Genomic DNA, 17,911 nt, shown 5'->3' with positions numbered 1-17,911 from the left:
AAACGATCTGACGCGTTTGTAAGGAGTAGCACTATGGCATTACAACAGAAGTTGCTGGATGAGTTGCAGCAGCGTCGCGCAGCGGCGCTGGCGGGCGGCGGCAAGGACAAGATCAAGAAACGGCACGACGAGGGGCGCTTGAGCGCCCGTGAACGGGTCGAGCAGTTGTTTGATCCGGCATCGTTCAGTGAGTTGGGTATGCATGTCAACCATGCCTGTCATATGCCGGGCTTTGCCGACAAATTCATGCCGGGCGACGGGGTGGTGACCGGCACGGGCAACGTGGATGGCCGTCCGGTGGCGGTCTTCAGTCAGGACTTTACGGTGGGCGGCGGTGCCCTGGGGCATATGCACGCTAAAAAGATCTGTGACATCATGGCGATTGCCTGCGAGACCGGTATTCCGGTGGTGGCGATCAACGATTCCGGCGGCGCCCGCATTCAGGAGGGTATCCACAGTCTGTCGGGCTATGGCCAGGTCTTTTATCAGAATGTGGCCGCCTCGGGGGTGGTGCCGCAGATCGCCATCATCGCCGGTCCCTGTGCCGGCGGAGCCGCCTATAGTCCGGCCCTGATGGATTTTCTGATCCAGACCCGCACCCATTCCAGCATGTTTATCTGCGGACCGGAGGTGATCAAGTCCGCCACCGGTCAGGTGGCGCCGATCGAACAGTTCGGCACCGCCGAGGCCCATGCCACGGCCAGCGGTAATATCCATTTTATTGCCGAGGATGACCGCCATGCCATCAGCATTGCCCAGCAGCTGATCAGCTTTTTGCCGCTCAACAATATGCAGGACCCGCCGCACCAGATACCGGAAGAGATCGATCTGCAGCCGGACCCGGCGATGAATCAGCTGGTGCCGGATGATCCCAAGAGCGCCTACGATGTCTATGCCGTGATCGATCGTTTGCTGGATTCGGGCCAATGGCTGGAGGTGCAACGCGAATTTGCCCGCAATATCGTGGTTGGGTTTGGTCGCATCTGCGGCATGGTGGTCGGGGTGGTTGCCAACCAGCCGGCCTACAAGGCCGGGTGTCTGGATATCGACAGTTCGGACAAGGCGGCTCGCTTTATCCGCTTCTGCAATGCCTTTAATGTGCCGCTGGTAAACCTGGTGGACGTACCCGGTTTTATGCCCGGTCTGGCTCAGGAACGGGGCGGCATCATCCGTCACGGCGCCAAGCTGCTGTTTGCCTATGCCGCCGCCACGGTGCCCAAGATCACGGTGATCATGCGTAAGGCTTACGGCGGCGCCTATCTGGCCATGTGTTCCAAGGATATGGGGGCCGACTTCATCTTTGCCTGGCCCTGTGCCGAGATAGCGGTGATGGGAGCGGAGAGCGCAGCCAAGATCATCTACAAGAAGGAGATCGAGGAGGCTGCAGATCAGAAGAGCAAGGAGGCTGAGCTGGTGCAGTCCTACCGTGAACATTTCGCCACCCCGTATCAGGCGGCATCACGCGCTATGGTAACCGATGTGATCGAGCCGTCGGAGACCCGATCACGGGTAGCGCTTGCCCTGCGTATTTCGCTCACCAAACGGGTGAGCCGTCCGGCCAAGAAGCATGGTCTGATACCGTTGTAAGGGGGGATCGTGTCAACAACTGCACAACCGGAGACAACAACGCAGACAACCCCGGCCGTTTTCACGGTGTTGCCCGACGGCACGGTGTTGTACAAGACCTACCAAGATGCGGAAGCAGCTCGTCTGCTGAAAAACGGACAGCAGGGGTCTGAAGCGCTTACACACAAGTCGCAGGTCAAGCTGGGAGAGCAGTACCTGACAAAGGATGGTCAGGTTGTGCCGTACAGCATGGGTGGGCTGGTTGAGTTTCAGGTCACCGGCCTGATTGCGGTGATGGTGGTGCTGATCGCGTTGAGTCTGATCTGTTCAGCCATCGGTCGGCTGCTGGGCGCCCTGCAAAAACCGGAACCATCACCGGTTGACGTCCCGACGGTGAGCCCAACGGCGACATCAGGCATGCATCCCGGGCTGACCGATCAGCACCTGGTGGTGCTGTTGACCGCCGCTGCCAGCCAGGTTTTGGAGGGACCGGTGCGGGTCGAGCGTTTTCGTCCGCTGACCGCCAAAGATATGAACTGGGCTACCCAGGGCCGGCATGCCCTGCAGGATCACCGCTTAAACAAGTAGCGAAAGGAATGTACGTCATGAAAATGCTTCGAATTACCCTGGAAGGAAAAAGCTACGAGGTAGGTGTGGAGGTGCTGGATGACGACAATGACGCATCCCGTTCGTCTATTGCCTCGCTTCATCCTATCCAGCAAACATCGCAATCGACGGTTTCACCGGCAGGTAAGCCGGCGGCGGGTGGCCGGATGGTCACCAGCCCGATGGCCGGTAATGTCTTCAAGTGTCTGGTCAAGGTGGGCGATCAGGTGGCGGTCAACCAGACCGTGATCGTACTGGATGCGATGAAGATGGAGACTCCGGTTGCCTCGTCAATGGCCGGCACTGTTCAGGCCGTGCTGGTCAAAGAGGGCGATGCGGTGGATGAGGGCGCCGCGTTACTGCAGATCGGAGGGTGAGCACCATGCAGACCATTCTGAACGAAGTGCTGCAGATGTTTGTCCATGACACCGGCTTTCAGTACCTATCCGGACGGATGCTGATCATGTGGGCCATCTGCGGCCTGTTGTTGTATCTGGCCATCAAGAAACAGTACGAGCCGCTCTTGCTGCTGCCGATCGCCTTCGGCGCGCTGTTGGCCAACCTGCCCACCCGGGCCCTGTATGACGGCGGCTGGACCATTGACGGCATGTTTCATCCCACCGCCGGTCTGTACTATTTCATCAGCCAGGGGATCCATCTGGAACTGTTCCCGCCGATCATCTTTCTGGGGGTGGGGGCCCTGACCGACTTCGGCCCTCTGATCGCCAATCCCCGTACCTTGCTGTTGGGAGCAGCGGCTCAACTGGGGGTCTTCGCCACCATGTTCTGCGCCGTGGCCACCGGGATGTTTACCCTGGGGGAGGCCGCCTCGATCGGCATCATCGGCGGCGCCGACGGCCCCACCTCGATCTTTCTGGCCAACAAGCTGGCCCCGCACCTGATCGGCCCGATTGCGGTGGCGGCCTACACCTACATGAGTCTGGTGCCGCTGATTCAGCCGCCGATCATGCGGGCCTTGACCACCGATGCCGAAAAACGGATCAGGATGAAGAGTCTGCGTAAGGTGGGCAAGCTGGAGCGGATCGTGTTTGCGCTGGTGGTGATGGTGCTCTGCATCATGGTGGTGCCGGACGCCTCTGCCCTGGTGGCGATGCTGATGCTGGGCAATCTGCTGCGCGAATCCGGGGTGGTCGATCGGCTGGTCAAGGCCTGCCAGAACGAGATCATCAACATCACCACCATCTTTCTGGGTACGGCGGTGGGGATGACCATGCAGGCCGATATCTTTCTGCGTCCCGGCACCCTGGTAATCATCGGCATGGGGGTGGTGGCCTTCGGGGTATCCACCGCCGGCGGGGTGCTGCTCGCCAAACTGATGAACCGCCTGTCACCCAACAACCCGATTAATCCCCTGATCGGATCGGCCGGCGTCTCGGCGGTGCCGATGGCGGCCCGGGTCAGCCAGAGTGTGGGGGCCGAGTACGCCCCCCAGAACTACCTGCTGATGCATGCCATGGGACCCAACGTGGCCGGGGTGATCGGTACCGCCGTGGCAGCCGGCTATATGATCAGCCGTCTGGCTGGTGGCTAGGGCGCAGACCGCCGACGCAGCCACTTGTCCAGTTCCACCACCAGCACCACCGTTGCCGAGACCGCCAACACCCGCAGCCATTCAGTGCCTGTCAGCGGCACCGTGCGGAAGATCCACTGCAGGGGCGGCGCATAGATGAAGGCCAGCTGCGCCAGGCCGGCAGCGATCATGCTGGCAAACAGGAACGGGTTGCCGAGCGGATTGATGCTGAAGACCGACTCGTGTTCCGAACGGCTGTTCCAGGCCTGGAAGAATTGGAAGAAGACCATGGTGGTCACTGCCACGGTGCGGGCATTTTCCAGCGAGTTACCCTCCCGCAGGGCGGTCAGGTAGTTCCAGACCACGCCACAGGCGATCACCAACCCCACCAGGATGGTACGCTGCACCAGCAGGCGGGACATGATGCCTTCCTGGGGCGGTCGTGGTTGGCGACGGTCAATGCCGGCTTCTCCCGGTTCAAAGGCCATGGCCACATCCTGCAGGCCGTTGGTGACCAGGTTGATCCAGAGCAGCTGGGCCGCCAGATAGGGGATCGGCACCCCGAACAGCATGGTGATGGTGATCGAGATGATTGAGGCGATGCCGGTGGGCAGCAGGAAGAAGATCACCTTGCGCAGGTTGTCGAAGACAATCCTGCCTTCCCGTACCGCGCTGAAGATACTGCTGAAGTTGTCATCGGTCAGCACCATGTCCGAGGCCTCCTTGGCCACGTCGGTGCCGGTGATGCCCATGGCCACCCCGATATGGGCGCTTTTAAGGGCCGGGGCGTCGTTGACACCATCGCCGGTCATGGCCACCACCTGGCCGTGGCGGATCAGCTGGCGGGTGATCCGCAGTTTGTGGTCCGGCGCCACCCGCGCATAGACCGATACCTCCATGACCCGTGCGTAGAGTGCGTCGTCATCCATCCCCTCCAGTTCGCGGCCGGTCAGTACGGCGTCGTCCTGATCAATAATCCCCAACTGGCGTCCTATGGCTTGGGCGGTCACGGCATGGTCGCCGGTGATCATCACCACCCGGATGCCGGCCCGTTTACAGCCGTCAATGGCTTCGATCGCCTCGGTCCGGGGCGGGTCGATCATCCCCTGCAGGCCCACCAGTTGCAGTCCCTGGCCGGCATCGTCATGGGTCAGATCATCCTGATCCTCTCTGGCCTCTTTCCAGGCAAAGGCCAGCACCCGCATCCCCTCGGCAGCAAAGCTGGTGGCGGTGGCCAGCACCTGCTCCGTGGCCTGCGGGTCCAGGGTACACATCTCCACCACCCGCTCCGGCGCCCCTTTCACCAGGATCAGGCGGCGGGCGCCGTCCTGGTGTAGGGTGGCCATGTAGCCCCGTTCGGATTCGAACGGCACCATGGCCAACAGCGGGAAGCGTTCCTTTTCCTGCTCCTGGACCAGTCCCCCCTTGAGGGCCGAGACGATCAGGGCCCCTTCGGTGGGGTCGCCGTCCACCCTGAATTGATTATCTTCTTCATACAGGCTTGATTCATTGCACAACAGCCCGATCCGCAGCAGCAGTTCAAGAGCGGGGCGTTGATCAAGCCGTACGACCTGACCGTCGCAGGTCAGCGAGCCACGGGGGTCGTAGCCGTTACCGTCGGCCTGGTAGCGCCGCTGGCCGTCGAAGAGCCGGGTAACGGTCATCTGGTTGCGGGTCAGGGTGCCGGTCTTATCGGAGCAGATCACGGTGGTGCTGCCCAGGGTCTCCACCGCCGGCAGCTTGCGGATGATGGCGTTGTGCTTGGCCATGCGGGCCACCCCCACCGCCATGGCGATGGTGACCACAATCGGCAAGCCCTCCGGGATGGTGGCCACGGCTGCGGCCACCGCCACCATGAACATGGTCTTGACGGTCTCTCCCAGCAGCAGGCCGACTGCGAACAACAGCGACGAGGCGCCCAGCACCAGCAGGCCGATCAGCTTGGCAAACTGCTCGATCTTGATCTGGATTGGCGCCTTGACCAGGCCGATGTCGCGAACTTCACCGGCGATGGAGCCCAGTATGGTCTGGCTGGCAGTGGCCACCACCAGTCCCTTGGCCCGGCCGTTGACCACGGAGGTGCCCATAAAGGCCATGTTGATCTGATCGGCCGGCGGCAGGTCGTCTTCGACTATGGCGGCGGTCTGCTTCTCCACCGGCAGTGATTCACCGGTCAGCATCGCTTCATCGACCCGCAGTTCAATGGTCTGCAGCAGACGTAGGTCGGCCGGCACACGGGAACCGGAGGCCAGCAGCACGATATCTCCCGGCACCAGCTCGTGGCCTGCGATCTCCTTTTCATGGCCGTCACGGATGACCCGCGCCTTGGCCACCAGCAGGTTTTTCAGGGCCCGGACACTCTCCTCGGCCTTGTACTCCTGCAGGTAGCCGATCACCGCGTTCAAGAGCACCACAGCCAGGATTACACCACTGTCGATATACTCTTTCAGCAGCAGCGTCACGCCCGCTGCGATCAGCAGGATATAGATCAGGGGGCTGGTAAATTGATGCAGCAGGATCTGTAGCCGACTGATCTGCTCTTCCTCGGCCAGTTTGTTGGGGCCAAAACGGGCCAGCCGTTCGGCTGCCTCCCGGGATGAGAGCCCGCCTTCGCTGCTGGCCAGCTCACCCAGGGCCTGTCCGGCCTCTGTACGGTACCATTCCATGCGAGTTCCTTTCTGGTTGCCCTGCTGTTGCTGCAGACAACGGCATCTGCGTGCATGCCGAAAGCATAGCCGAGAAAGCTCGTGTTGACAAATCAGGGTCTGCTTCGCCTCCCCAGATTTATCTGGATATCTTCATGCCTTCCGACTAGCATGCCTATCTTGAACGGAAGCCCTAATGACCTGTCGCTGTATGGTTGGTACTTCGATCTTGCCGAAGGAATGCTTTTGGATTACCGGCCCGGGTGTCGGGAGCGGTCAAGTATCCGCTGTAAGCTGGTGGCGGGGAGGGTGTTCGTCTGAGTTGCTCCCCGGTGCGGGCACCGGGGAGCTTTTTTGTGGTTTCTATTCAGCGTTGATGGATGCCCGACAGCTGCCACGGGTTGCTGCCAACGGATCTGACGAAGGTCCAGTTCTCTTCAAAACGCACCGGTTCCGTAGTGCTCCCTGAAACCACGGCGCCTGTCGCCTCATCGGTCGTATAATCTAGCAGGTTGGCATGCACCAGCGCCGTAATGTAATCCTGTCCAGACTCCTGCCAGGCCTCGGCGATCTCCACCTTTCTGACGGCTATGTTTTCGAGCCGGTTGATCTGCTTGTCCTTCAACAGCTGGTCGATATCGCCCTGCATGATCGTCCGCATCTCGTCGGTCAGGAGCCCGGAAACCGTCGACAGGTCGCGGTTCATCCAGGCGGCCTGGATTCTGAAAAAATAGTCCATCACCATGTCCTGAAAGGCTGTTTCGTCAAAGCTGCGGTCCATCTGCTGGATATGCTGCAGCCCTGAATCGGCTGGCAGGTAGGCGGCCTCGACCGGCTGCATCCTGATCGCTTCGGGTTGCCGTGCGCCAAACGGTGCGCTGGAGTGCAGTGCTGGCGCCAGTTGGCTCTGCTCTCTCTTTTTCTTCATAAAGCGATAGATCAGGTAGGCGATACCGGCCAGCAGGGCGATCTCGAACAGGCCGATGCCACCCCCGCCCGGCATACCACCGGAGGCCCCGGCAAAACTGCTGAACAGCATACTGCCGAGCATGCCGCCCATCAGGCCGCCGGCCATACTCCTCATGAAGCTTCCGCCTGCTGCAGGCTGCTGCTGGAGCGACCCTGGAGTCGCTGTGGCCTGCTGCCGTTGCTGGCTTGACTGGTAGGTCGGTGCTGCCGGTTTGCTGTAGGTGCGGGAACCGCGACTGCCGATGGAACGTCTGCCGCCACCCCTCGCTTCGGCATGCAGTTCGAAAACGGTGATGCTCAGAAACAGAACTGCTGCCAGTACGGTAAATACTCTTGCGACCTGTCGTTGCATGTTCACTCCTTGGTTGGTTGGTAAGGTGGATACTTTGGGGTCTGCTCATTGTGTGCCCCGGCGTTCTACGTGAGTAGCGAGGGCAAAAAAAAAGACCTTTACCCCCGGTTGATTACCTGGATAAAGGTCTTGTTGACAGTATGCACTGTCCCGTTTCCGGGCTTTTCAGCCGTAGTGACGAAAACGGGTCGGCCTTGTTTGCGGCCGATAACTACTCCCCTTTAGGAGACTTACTTATACGTAAACTGGCCGCAGCTTGTCAACAGGTATCGTGCTCAGCACTGCAGGGTATGGCAGCGACCTGGTCCGGCAGATTACCTGCTACGCTGCAGGGCTGCGATCCGCTCTTCCAACGGCGGGTGGGTCATGAACAGTTTTTTCAGTCCGCTGCCGGCGCCGCCGGAGATGCCGAAGGCGGCCATCTGGTCCGGCAGGTGGGGCTGGGCAGTGCTCATGCGCAGTTTCTGCAGGGCTGCGATCATCTTCTCGCGGCCTGAAATGGCCGCCGCGCCGGCGTCGGCTCGGAACTCACGCTGGCGGCTGAACCAGCAGACGATGATGCTGGCCAGGATGCCGAACACCAGTTGGGCGATCATCGAGGTGATAAAGAAACCCGGACCGTGGCCCCGCTCGGTCTTGAAGATCACCCGGTCCACCAGGTAGCCGGCCAGCCGCGAGGCCACGATCACGAAGGTGTTGACCACCCCCTGGATCAAGGCCAGGGTGATCATGTCGCCGTTGGCCACGTGGCTGATCTCATGGGCCAGCACCGCCTCGGCCTCGTTGCGGTCCATGGCCCGCAACAGCCCGGTGCTGACCGCCACCAGTGCGTTGTTACGGTTCATGCCGGTGGCAAAGGCGTTGACATCCGGGGCGTCGTAGATCGCCACCTCAGGCATGCCGATGTTGGCCTTGAGGGCCTGCCGTCGCACCACCTCCACCAGCCAGTGCTCAAGTTCGCTGGAGGGCTGGCTGATCACCTGGGCGCCGGTCAGCCGCTTGGCGGTCCATTTTGAGATCACCAGCGAGATCAGTGAACCGCCAAAGCCGAACACGACGGCAAAGACGATCAGGCTGCCCATATTGAGGCCATGCTGGTCCAGCATTGGGCCGACCCCCAGCAGGTTCAGCACGATGCTGAGCACGAAGACGATCGCCAGGTTGGTGACCATGAACAGGATGATTCGTTTAAACATTGGCTCCTCCGGAGATGATAAGGTTAAGAAGCGTGTAGATCAGCTTGAAAACAGGTAACGGTGAGCACCAAGTGTAGCAAAAAACCGTCGGCTGGCAAGCTGTCGCACCGTCTGGCACAGATTCTAGGCAGCGTTTTCCTGCCGTTTTTCAGATTCGATCGCTTCAGCCAGGGCCGGGCTGCGCAGCAGACGGTCGGCCTTGACCAGTTGCTCAACCATACGCCGGGTGCCGCTCAGCTCTCCCAGCAGCTGGTTGACCACCGTTATGGACTGGCGCCGTGAGACCGCAGCATCCAGCAGTTCTGCCTTGGTCTGTTGGTACTGTTGTTCAAAGCCTTCCAGGGCCTCCAGCCGTTCCTGATCAGAGTGATCTTCGGCGGGCTCTTCCTGATGGGCCAAGCGGCAGCAGTGTTCAATCTGGTCGAACAGCTGCTGCAGCACCGCCACGGTTTCAGCATCGCTGCTGCCCAGCAGTTTCTGGTGCAGGGCCAGCGCAGTGCCTGAAAGGCGCGCCGCTTCGTCGAGATAACGGGCAGTGCGTAACGCCCGGGCGAGCTGTTCGCCCTCCTCACGCGACATGGTGGCGGTGCGCACCGTGCCGACAAACTCGGCCACTGCAACCACCAGGCGGTGAATGGCAGCCGCCTGCTGTTCAAATGCCTTGACGGCCACCGGCGAGGGCGCCATGGAGGCACGCACCAGGCGGTTGGTCATATCCCGCAGCCGCAGCAGTTCAGCCCGCAGGCCGGCCACCGCCAGGCTGGGGGTGGTGGCCAGGCTGGCATCCAGGTGGTGGGGGCGCCCGGCCTCTTCCTCAAGACTGCGGAAGCGTTTCTCCAGCAGCCGGGTGAGGCGTCCGGTCAGCGGCAGCATGATCACGACCCCTAGCAGGTTGAAGACGGTGTGGAACAGCGCCAGCACAGCTGCCGGGCTGCCTTCCAGATCCAGCCCGTCTGCCAGCTGCGCCACCAGCCAGAGCATGCCCGGCAACAGTGATAACGCCACCACGCCGGTGATCAGGTTGAACAGGATATGCCCCAGTGCCAGTCGTTTGGCATTGGGGGTGGCCCGGAGCACGGCGACGGCCGCCGTGGTGGTGGTGCCGAGGTTGGCGCCGATCACGGCGGCAGCAGCCGGTTGGATGCCGATCACTCCGCCCGTGGCGGCGGTCAGGATGATGGCGATGGCGGCACTGGATGACTGGGTCAGGACGGTGATCACAAAGCCGACCAACAGAAAGGTGATCACACCGCCGTTGGTGGTGAAGCCTGGAACGCCGTTGCCGTACAGCTGTGCCAGGCTGCCAAAGGAGTTTTTGAGGATCGACAGACCGAGAAAAAACAGACCGAAACCGGCCAGGGCTTCGCCCAGACCCTGATTGCGCCGACTGCTGGACCCCAGCCGCAACGCCACGCCCAGGGCCAGGATCGGCAGGGCAAAGTTCTCGATCTTGAAGCCGAACCCCACCAGGCTGACCAGCCAGCCGGTGACGGTGGTGCCGACGTTGGTGCCGAACACCACCCCCAGGCCCTGCCGTAGGCCCATCAGGCCGACGTTGACAAAACCGATCACCGCCACGGTGACCGCCGTGGATGACTGCACCAGGCCGGTCACCAGCACGCCGGCCAGTACCCCCTTGAGCGGCGTGGAGGTGAAGCGGCCCAGCAACTGTTTCAGCCCCTCGCCGGCAAACAGCTTCAGGCCTTCGGTCATCATCAGCATGGCCAGCAGGAACAGGGCCAAACCGCCGATCGCATTGATGGTCGTACTCAGTATCATCAGATCACCATGGTGTAGCTGGCTTGTGGTTAGCATCCAGAACTAAAACGGCCAGAAACGCGGGATAAAGATGGTTGCCAGGATCCAGAACAGGATGTTGAGCGGCGTGCCCACCTTGAGGAAATCAGCGTAGCGGAACTGGCCCGGCCCGTAGATCAGGGTGTTGGTCTGGTAGCCCACCGGGGTCATGAAGCTGGCCGAGGCGGCAAAGGTGATCGCCATCAACAGGGGCCGCGCATCGATCCCCAGGCTCTCGGCAGCGGCGATGGCGATGGGAGCCAGAAGCGCTGCGGTGGCGTTGTTGGACATCAGCTCGGTTAAGAGTGAGGTGGCTAGATAGAGACCCGAGACCAGCGCCACCGGCCCCAGGCTGCCCAGGTGCTCGACCAGCAGACCGCCGAGCAGGCGGGCGGCGCCGGTGGTCTCCAGGGCGGTGCCCAGGGTCAGCACCCCGGCCAGCAGGAAGATGACCTGCCAGTTGATGGAGCCGTAGGCCTCGTCCAGGGTCAGGCAGCGGGTCAGCACCATCAGGATGCAGCCCACAATGGCGCCGGCCACGATCGGCACGGCGCCGGTGGCGGCTGCTAGCACCACCCCGGCCACGATGGCGATGGCGGTCAGCATCCGGCTTTTTCTGAAATTTGGCAGCTCCACCTGGGACACCAGCACGAAGGTCCGGTCGTCGCGCAGCAGTTGCAGCTGTTTCTGGGCCACCTCAAACAGCAGCACGTCGCCGGCCTTGAGCTGCATCTCTTCGAGGTGTTCGCGCATCACCCGGCCCCGGTGCCGCACGGCCAGGGCGGTCAGACCGTAGCGGGAGCGGAAACGGGCCTGCTTGAGGCTGCGGCCGTCCAGGGTGGAGCCGGGGGCCACCACCGCCTCCACCAGTGCGGCCTCTTCATCGGCAGCTGCACCGGTTTCCTGGCGCAGGGCGATCCCCTGCCGTTCCTTCAGCTTGCGGAAGTTTTCCAGGTCAGCGCGCAGTTTCAGCTGGTCGCCCACCTGCAGCACCAGTTCCTGCATCGTTTGTTCCAGCCGTTTACCGTTGCGGAATACTTCTACCGAACGGATGGATACGTCGTGCAGAAGCGGTGAATCAACCAGGACGGTGCCCACCGAGCGGGCCTCGGGACCAAGCACAATCTCGATCTGGTAATCACCGCTGCCAAAGGTGGGGCCGCGTTCTGCCGCACCACCCCGTTTGGGGATCAGTCGGATGCCCACCAGCAGCAGGTAGGCCGAACCGGCACCGAAAAAGAGCAGGCCCAGGGAGGTTGGTTCGAACATGCCGATCGGTTGCAGGCCATGGCGCTCGGCAATGGAGGAGACCAGGATGTTGGTTGAGGTGCCCACCAGGGTGCAGACCCCGCCGAACATGGAGGCGAAGGAGAGCGGCAGCAGCAGGCGTGCGGCCGAGAAGCCACAGTCTTTGGCGATGGTCAGCATCACCGGCAGGAAGATCGCCACCGCCGCCGTGTTGTTGATGAAGGCCGACAAGAGACCCACCATCAACATCATCACCACCAGCACCAGCCAGAAGCTGATCCGCCCCAGTCGGGCCAGGCTGTTGCCCAGCAGGTTGACGGCGCCGGTCTTGAACAGGCCGGCCGACAACACGAACATGGCCCCCACCGTCACCGTGGCCGGGTTGCTGAAACCGCCGATGGCGTCCTCGGCCGAGATCATGCCGGACAGCAGCATGGCGCCCATGATGATCATGGCGGTCAGGTCCACCGGCAGCCGCTCGGTGGCGAACAGGATTACGGCCGACAGTACCAGCCCGCATACCAGGAGGATTTCAAGGGTCATGACGCCGGTCTCCGTTTCAAGCTTCCACCCTGCTGATGCGGTGGGCCGGCGGCTGGTAGTCCGATGGCAGATAGTTGGCCGGGATGGTGGTCAGGTTGCCGTCCCGCAGGGCGCTGTAGTGGGGCGACATGATCTCGATCCCGGCCTCATTGAAGCGGTCCTGGATGTTGGCGTGCAGCGCCGAGTAGACCGTGGCCATGGCCGAGGGTGTATCGGTGTAGGCGTTCAGCTCGTAGCTGACGGAAAAGTCGTTCAACGCCGTCTGCAGCACAAAGGGCTTGGGATCGGCCAGTATCCGTTCTGTTGCGCCTGCGGCGGCGATCAGCAGTTCGTGCACCTGGCGCCAGGGCACCTCATAGCCGATGGTGACGATGGGGTTGAGGATCAGTCGGGCCGAGGAGCTGTAGTTGATGATGTGGCTGCCCAGCACCATGGCGTTGGGGATGGTGATATCCACGTTTTTGGTGGTGCGGATACGGGTCACCAGCAGGGTTTTTTCAATCACGTCCCCCATGGTGTCGGCGATCTTAACCAGATCCCCCACGCCAAAGGCCCGCATGTAGGTCAGGATTACTCCGGCCACCACGTTGGCAACGGCCGAGGAGGAACCGAGTGAGAACAGCACCCCCAGGAAGACCGACACCCCCTTGAAGGCCGGCGAATCAGAGCCGGGCAGATAGGGAAAGGCCATCACCACCGCAAAGGCGATGATCAGGAAGCGGACGATCTTGAAGCTGGGCAGGGCCCAGTCGGGGTAGAAGCCGGGCAGGGAGATGTTCTGCCGTTCCACCTCGCTGAACAGAAAACGGCTGAAGCGGATCACGTAGTGGGTGCAGATGGCGATCACCGCCACAAAGAACAGGTTGGGCAGGTAGGCGGTTACCCCGTGCCAGACCTTGATCACCGGTGTCTCAATATAGTTGAACAGGCGGTCGGACAGGCCGGCGGTCCAGGGAAAGAAGCTTAACACCAGCGGGATGTACAGGTAGAGCAGACCAACCACCAGCAGGATACGGACAAAGCGCAGGCTGGAGAGCAACATGGCCACGGCCCGGTCTTGGTGCAACAGTTCGATGCTCTGGAAACGGATGGTACGGATGCGGGTGCCGCGCCATGCCTCGATCTGGGCGGTAAGACGGGGGAAAAAGCGTCTGATCAATGCCAGCAAAGTTGCCAGGATCAGCGTGACGGCCAACGCCTGGGCTGCGTCGATTGCCAGGGTGCGACCGCTACGGGCGGTGCGGTAGTCAGCTAGTGCCGTGCGGATCTGCTCCGCATAGTGCTGGGCCAATTGTGGGCGTTTCCTGCCGTCAGCCTCGGCATCCTGATCGGTGACCGTCATCAACACCCGGTCTTGCAGCACAATATCGGTACTGGTTGTATGGTCGTCAAGGGTGATCTGGTCAACGGTCAGCTGGCGATCCCGTGCCACGGCCAGCAAGCGGTTGCTGATGGTCTGCGCCCGATCAGCAGGGGTATAGGAGAACACGCCGGTAGTGATGCTGAAGAGCTCTTTCCCGTCCAGCAGCACCGGCGCACTGGTTTGGGCCACGGGTGCGTTTGTCGGTGGGGGCGCGGCATGCAGCGGGCCGTTGCTAATCAACAGGGCCAACAGGCTGCAGAGCAGGGTACGTAGCAACATGGTGGTCATCCTTTCATCGCCGAGCTTTGGCACGGTTTGCGGTTGCCACCGCAGCAGGCCGCGCTAGGCGTCTGGTGCCGTTGTGCGCAGCGGGGTGCGGAAACGCAGGTCAAGCTGGCGATAGGGAATCTCGATCCCCTGCTCGGTCAGTTTTTTGTAGAGCGCGGTGTTGAGATTGCTCGTTAACAGCCCTTTACGCTGGATCAGGGTGGTACTCCAGGCGCGCAGTTCAAACTGCTGGCCTTGGTCGCCAAAGGCCATCAGCCGTGTGCTTGGCGGTGGTTCCTGCAGCACATCCTTGTCCTGTCGGGCAACCTCCAAAAGCAGGCCGGTTACTTGGTCGATATCGCTGCCGTAGGCCACGGTCACCGGTATCTTGAAGCGCACCTTGCGTTCGTTGTGGCTCCAGTTGATCACATCTTCGGTGATGAATTTCGAGTTGGGCACGATGATCGAGATGTTGTCGTTGGTCACCACGGTGGTGCTACGGCCGCCGATTTGCACCACATCGCCCTCAACATCGCCCACCACGATCCGGTCCCCCACCTTGATCGGTCGCTCGAACAGGATGATCAGGCCGCTGATGAAGTTGTTGACGATGTTCTGCAGGCCGAAGCCCAGACCGATGCCGACGGCGCCGGCCAGTACATTGAGGGCGGTCAGGTCGATGCCGGCAGTCTGCAGGATCACCGCAAAGCCCACCACCAGCACCAGGTAGCGCACGATGGAGCCGATCGCCTGGCGTGCACCAACCTCCATTCTGGTTCTTACCAGCAGTCGGTCGGCGATCAGCACCCGTAGCTTGCCAGAAAGCCAGAACAGCAGCAATAGCAGGATGATCAGCTTGGCGATCATCTCCAGTGTGATCGGCGTGGCCCCCAGCTTGAGCAGCGTGATGTCCAGCGCGGAACGGGATTGATCGAACAGACGTTGGATAGCGGTCATGGCACGGTCCCTTTCAATGGATCAGGCACTAGTCGCTGCTGCCCAGTAGTTGACGGGCGGCGGTCTGGACCGGGTCCCAGACCGGCGAGAAGGGCGGGGCGTAGGACAGATCCAGATCAACAATCTGCTGCACGGTCATGCCGGCGGTGAGGGCGGTGGCCAGCACATCGATCCGCTTGGCGGCCCCCTCCTGGCCGACGATCTGGCCCCCCAACAGGCGGCCCGTACCCTGCTCGGCCAGCAGTTTGACCGTGATCCAGCCGGCGCCGGGGTAGTAGCCGGCCCGGGTTTTACTCTTCGTGGTGGCAGTCTTGTACTTCAAACCCAGACCGTTGATCTCCCGCTCCATCAGGCCGGTGCGGGCCACCTCATACTTGCAGATCTTGCTGACTGCCGTGCCGACCACGCCGGGGAAGGTGGCATAGCCGCCGGCCAGGTTGATGCCGGCCACGCTGCCCTGCTTGTTGGCCACGGTACCCAGGGCCACATGGAACGGCTTGCGGCTCACCAGGTGGAAGCTCTCGGCGCAGTCGCCGGCGGCCCAGACGTTGGGCGCCGAGGTCTGCATGCGGGGATTGACCCGGATCGAACCCTTCTCCCCCAGGGTGATGCCGGCCGCTGCGGCCAGACTGCTGTTGGGCCGGGTTCCCAGGCCCACGATCACCAGGTCAGCCGGCAGGGTACGCTGGTCGGTGACCACAGCGGTGACCAGCCCATTGGCAGCCTCATAACCGGTCAGTGATTCGTTCAGATACAGCTCCACGCCGATCTCCCGCAGGGCATCCGAGACCAAAGCACCCATGTCCGGGTCCAGGGTGCCCATCACCTGCTCTCCGCGCTCCACCAGTGCCACCTGCAGCCCCTGACGCACCAATGCCTCGGCCATCTCCAGGCCGATGTAGCCGCCCCCCACCACCACGGCGCGGCGGGGTAGCTGCTGATCCATGAATTGCTGCACCCGGATGCCGCTGGCCAGGGTGGACAGGCCGAAGATGCCGTCGCTATCACTGTTTGGCAGCTTGGGGAAGATCGCCTCGGCGCCGGTGGCGATCAACAGCTGGTCATAGGCTTCCCAGGCCTCGCTGCTGTCGGCCAGGCTGCGTACCCGCACCCGTTGGTTGCCCAGGTCCAGTTCGGTCACCTCGTGGCCGGTGCGGGCGTCGATGTTGTATTTATCGCGGAACTTCTCCGGGCTGCGGGCCACCAGTTTTTCAGGTCCGTCCACCAGTCCTGCGATGAAGTAGGGCATGCCGCAGGCCGAGTAGGAGGTGTGAGGGCTGCGTTCAAAGACCACGATCTCCCGTTTTGGGTCTTCTCTACGTACCTTGGATGCTGCGCTCATGCCGGCGGCATCGCCGCCGATCACCACCAGACGTTGTTGTGTCATGCTGTGTCCCCTTGTGCTGCTTGTTATCAGTTTACATCATCTGACCCAGGCGGTAGCGCTGTTGCAGCAACTGCTGAAAGGAGCGCACCCCTTCCAGGGCGCTGCGCAGTCGTCCCTGTTCCATCCGGTTCAGATCGGCCAGTGCGATCCGGTTGTCCGGCTGGCGGCCGGCATTCATATCATCAACCTGGCTGCGCAGCCGAAACTGCACCAGGCTGTCGTAGACTGCGGTCAGATCGTCAGCTTCCTGCGGGCTGAGCACCTCTGCCTGCTGCAGGGCCGCCACCCGCTGGCGGGTGTTCTGCACCTGCAGGCCGGTGGCCAGGGCCAGGATCTTGACCCCTTCGGTGACAGCGAAGATGCCGGCCTTTTTAAGGTCCAGCAGGCCGCTGTGGGGGGGCTTTTCGGTCTTGATGCGGCCAAACCAGCCCAGGGGCACGCCGAAGCGCAGCAGGTTGGCGGTCATGTGGCCCAGGAAGGCGTCGTTGCCCACCAAACGGCCGGAGACGTGGGCGCGCAGTGCCTGCTCCAGGCTTGGATCGCCGTACAGGGTGCGCATATCTGAAACCATGCTGATCTTGAGGATGTTTGCCGGGATCGGGGCCCCGAACCAGTGATTGAACTGCTGTCGCCAGCCCTGCAGGTTGTGGCGCCACTGGGGGGTGCTGGCCATGATGCCGCCGGGGCAGGGGGGGATGCCGATCCTGATTACCGCATCGATCAGGGCCTCCGAGAATGTTTTCAGTTCTTCCACCTGCTGCTGCGGCAGGTCGTCGGCGTAGACCAGGGCGTTGTCCTGATCAGTGGTCAGGGTCTGTTCGCCGCGTCCTTCACTGCCCAGCACCAGCAGCGCAAAGCGGTCGGTGAGCCCAGGAAACTGCTCTGAACGGACCAGCTCGGTCAGCCGGATCAGGATCCGGTCATTTAAGTGGGCGATCAGCCGCACCAGTTCGCTGATCGCGACCCCGGTGCCCACCAGATGTTTCACCAGGCCCTGCACCCGTTTGTGCAGCGCGGCCAGCTCGTCCAGCCCGGCGGCCTCCTCGATCTCTCGCACCAGCTGCTGCGGCGAGCGGGTCTGGATCCGCAGGATATCCGAATCGGTGATGATGCCGGTCAGGCTGTCGTCCGGAGCAATAACCGCCAGACGGTGGATGCGGTGGCGTGAGAGCAGGTGCAGCGCCTCGAACAGGAACTCGTCTTCAGCGATGGTGATCAACGGGCTGTTCATCACCTGTTGCACGGTCAGTTCGGCCGGGTTGCGGCCCAGGGCCACCACCTTGTTGCGCAGGTCCCGGTCGGTGATGATCCCCAGCGGCTGTCCCTGATCAGTGACCACCAGGCTGGAGATGGAGCGTTCACGCATCAGCGTGGCAGCCGTCACCAGCGGGTCGTCGGCCCCACAGGTGATCACCTCGCGGCGGCAGTACTGGCCCACCGGCTGGAACAGGACATTGAGTTCAGACATGGCGCCCCCATGGCAC

13 protein-coding genes are annotated in these 17,911 nt (G+C 62.1%); 4 read left to right on the top strand and 9 right to left on the bottom strand.

Features of this window, described 5'->3' with window-relative positions; genetic code table 11:
* Positions 1–33 precede the first annotated feature (33 nt).
* The 4 genes from RBQ93_RS09645 to RBQ93_RS09630 are packed head-to-tail and all read left to right on the top strand — an operon-like array spanning position 34 to position 3,724.
* Positions 34–1,587, top strand: a complete 1,554-nt coding sequence (locus RBQ93_RS09645; protein ID WP_320371904.1) for an acyl-CoA carboxylase subunit beta — start codon at positions 34–36, stop codon at positions 1,585–1,587.
* A gap of 9 nt (positions 1,588–1,596) precedes the next feature.
* Positions 1,597–2,154, top strand: coding sequence for an OadG family protein (locus RBQ93_RS09640; protein ID WP_320371903.1), 558 nt, complete (start codon positions 1,597–1,599; stop codon positions 2,152–2,154).
* Between the two features lie 17 nt (positions 2,155–2,171).
* The gene (locus RBQ93_RS09635) at positions 2,172–2,549 is read left to right on the top strand and encodes a biotin/lipoyl-containing protein (protein ID WP_320371902.1); all 378 of its coding nucleotides are present in this window, start codon (positions 2,172–2,174) and stop codon (positions 2,547–2,549) included.
* Between the two features lie 5 nt (positions 2,550–2,554).
* Positions 2,555–3,724, top strand: a complete 1,170-nt coding sequence (locus tag RBQ93_RS09630) for a sodium ion-translocating decarboxylase subunit beta (RefSeq protein WP_320371901.1) — start codon at positions 2,555–2,557, stop codon at positions 3,722–3,724.
* On the opposite strand, the gene RBQ93_RS09625 is transcribed toward RBQ93_RS09630, so the two are convergent.
* The 9 genes from RBQ93_RS09625 to RBQ93_RS09585 form a co-directional block, all read right to left on the bottom strand.
* Positions 3,721–6,369 carry an HAD-IC family P-type ATPase gene (locus RBQ93_RS09625; protein ID WP_320371900.1) on the bottom strand — a complete coding sequence of 883 codons (2,649 nt, stop codon included), beginning with the start codon at positions 6,367–6,369 and terminating at the stop codon, positions 3,721–3,723. The genes RBQ93_RS09630 and RBQ93_RS09625 overlap by 4 nt on opposite strands.
* 346 nt (positions 6,370–6,715) lie before the next feature.
* Positions 6,716–7,669 (bottom strand): Tim44 domain-containing protein, encoded by a 954-nt coding sequence (locus tag RBQ93_RS09620; RefSeq protein WP_320371899.1) that lies wholly within the window; start codon positions 7,667–7,669, stop codon positions 6,716–6,718.
* 314 nt (positions 7,670–7,983) lie between these two features.
* Positions 7,984–8,865 (bottom strand): protease HtpX, encoded by an 882-nt coding sequence (gene htpX, locus RBQ93_RS09615; RefSeq protein ID WP_320371898.1) that lies wholly within the window; start codon positions 8,863–8,865, stop codon positions 7,984–7,986.
* A 123-nt stretch (positions 8,866–8,988) separates the two neighbouring features.
* A complete protein-coding gene (locus RBQ93_RS09610; protein WP_320371897.1) occupies positions 8,989–10,644 on the bottom strand; it encodes a Na/Pi cotransporter family protein in 1,656 nt (551 codons plus the stop codon).
* Positions 10,645–10,686: 42 nt separating this feature from the next.
* Positions 10,687–12,453 (bottom strand): SLC13 family permease, encoded by a 1,767-nt coding sequence (locus tag RBQ93_RS09605; protein WP_320371896.1) that lies wholly within the window; start codon positions 12,451–12,453, stop codon positions 10,687–10,689.
* 16 nt (positions 12,454–12,469) lie between these two features.
* Positions 12,470–14,095: a mechanosensitive ion channel family protein gene (locus RBQ93_RS09600; protein WP_320371895.1), complete on the bottom strand. Its 1,626-nt coding sequence runs from the start codon at positions 14,093–14,095 to the stop codon at positions 12,470–12,472.
* 63 nt (positions 14,096–14,158) lie between these two features.
* Positions 14,159–15,040 (bottom strand): mechanosensitive ion channel family protein, encoded by an 882-nt coding sequence (locus tag RBQ93_RS09595; protein WP_320371894.1) that lies wholly within the window; start codon positions 15,038–15,040, stop codon positions 14,159–14,161.
* Between the two features lie 28 nt (positions 15,041–15,068).
* Positions 15,069–16,427 (bottom strand): FAD-dependent oxidoreductase, encoded by a 1,359-nt coding sequence (locus RBQ93_RS09590; protein WP_320371893.1) that lies wholly within the window; start codon positions 16,425–16,427, stop codon positions 15,069–15,071.
* 31 nt (positions 16,428–16,458) lie between these two features.
* Positions 16,459–17,895 (bottom strand): DUF294 nucleotidyltransferase-like domain-containing protein, encoded by a 1,437-nt coding sequence (locus tag RBQ93_RS09585; RefSeq protein ID WP_320371892.1) that lies wholly within the window; start codon positions 17,893–17,895, stop codon positions 16,459–16,461.
* Positions 17,896–17,911: the final 16 nt, after the last annotated feature.

Source organism: Trichlorobacter sp., assembly GCF_034008105.1.
Lineage (GTDB): Bacteria > Desulfobacterota > Desulfuromonadia > Geobacterales > Pseudopelobacteraceae > Trichlorobacter.
Note: the sequence above shows the minus strand (reverse complement) of the source record. Positions and strands in the feature narration are given on the sequence as shown.

What these genes read in the sequence shown, in the direction of transcription:
- RBQ93_RS09645 (WP_320371904.1), top strand. Translation starts at nt 34, where the DNA reads ATGGCATTACAACAGAAGTTGCTGGATGAGTTGCAGCAGCGTCGCGCA.
- RBQ93_RS09635 (WP_320371902.1), top strand. Translation starts at nt 2,172, where the DNA reads ATGAAAATGCTTCGAATTACCCTGGAAGGAAAAAGCTACGAGGTAGGT.
- RBQ93_RS09630 (WP_320371901.1), top strand. Translation starts at nt 2,555, where the DNA reads ATGCAGACCATTCTGAACGAAGTGCTGCAGATGTTTGTCCATGACACC.
- RBQ93_RS09625 (WP_320371900.1), bottom strand. Translation starts at nt 6,369, where the DNA reads ATGGAATGGTACCGTACAGAGGCCGGACAGGCCCTGGGTGAGCTGGCC.
- RBQ93_RS09620 (WP_320371899.1), bottom strand. Translation starts at nt 7,669, where the DNA reads ATGCAACGACAGGTCGCAAGAGTATTTACCGTACTGGCAGCAGTTCTG.
- htpX (WP_320371898.1), bottom strand. Translation starts at nt 8,865, where the DNA reads ATGTTTAAACGAATCATCCTGTTCATGGTCACCAACCTGGCGATCGTC.
- RBQ93_RS09610 (WP_320371897.1), bottom strand. Translation starts at nt 10,644, where the DNA reads ATGATACTGAGTACGACCATCAATGCGATCGGCGGTTTGGCCCTGTTC.
- RBQ93_RS09605 (WP_320371896.1), bottom strand. Translation starts at nt 12,453, where the DNA reads ATGACCCTTGAAATCCTCCTGGTATGCGGGCTGGTACTGTCGGCCGTA.
- RBQ93_RS09600 (WP_320371895.1), bottom strand. Translation starts at nt 14,095, where the DNA reads ATGTTGCTACGTACCCTGCTCTGCAGCCTGTTGGCCCTGTTGATTAGC.
- RBQ93_RS09595 (WP_320371894.1), bottom strand. Translation starts at nt 15,040, where the DNA reads ATGACCGCTATCCAACGTCTGTTCGATCAATCCCGTTCCGCGCTGGAC.
- RBQ93_RS09590 (WP_320371893.1), bottom strand. Translation starts at nt 16,427, where the DNA reads ATGACACAACAACGTCTGGTGGTGATCGGCGGCGATGCCGCCGGCATG.
- RBQ93_RS09585 (WP_320371892.1), bottom strand. Translation starts at nt 17,895, where the DNA reads ATGTCTGAACTCAATGTCCTGTTCCAGCCGGTGGGCCAGTACTGCCGC.